1 protein-coding gene and 1 pseudogene are annotated in these 658 nt (G+C 34.8%); both read right to left on the reverse strand.

Translation table 11 applies throughout. The features are described from left to right. Window positions 1-81: 81 nt before the first annotated feature. Complete coding sequence (locus IR022_RS09815; protein WP_194203572.1) at window positions 82-285, reverse strand: hypothetical protein; 204 nt, start codon at window positions 283-285, stop codon at window positions 82-84. A gap of 137 nt (window positions 286-422) precedes the next feature. Next, window positions 423-658 (reverse strand): annotated as a pseudogene (locus tag IR022_RS09820) (hypothetical protein); the annotation flags it as partial.

Consider the following 658-nt stretch of genomic DNA (forward strand, 5'->3'; position numbering starts at 1 on the left):
ATTCTGAACAGCTAGAAATACAATCAAGCAGATACCCCTGACTAATTTGATACATCTTTGTTGAAATATACAAAATATATATTATCTGTATTTCTGCTTTATGGGTTTAATATGAATTTCAATTCTACCATCGTTAATAATGCTAACCAGGCTTTTATACATCGGTAAATTCTCAATTCCGGCTATTTTTAAAGCCTTCAAAGTCATATGATCTTCAAGTAATGTCAGGTAATCTTTTTCAGTTAAACTGACAAATTGATTAAGTTCACTTTTTAGTTTTGCCATAATATATCACAGGTGTTAATATCAGTGCCTTCTAACTTCACAGAAAGGCACTGATCTAATAATAAAAGGGTACTGTATGATGTACGCCGTGATTGTAGAGAGTTCTGTATCTGTGGCGATTCCAAGAGTTGTCCATTTCATTCGAAATCATACCCGTCTGATTTCATCCTACGGATTACCTCTTTAGCCAGTACTCCGAATTCCAGAATAAGATTCTCTAAATCATCAATATCCTTTCGAATGGCCAATGCCCTGATTACCCCGTCAATGGTACGGCTAGAAGGAGATTTACCATCTTTAGGGTCAAAGTAGATTGTTTTATTGCCGAATGATATTTTGACCTGATATATGTCCTTTGACACTAATACTGTCT

The sequence above is a fragment of the Dysgonomonas sp. GY617 genome (assembly GCF_015233815.1).
Taxonomy (GTDB): domain Bacteria; phylum Bacteroidota; class Bacteroidia; order Bacteroidales; family Dysgonomonadaceae; genus Dysgonomonas_A.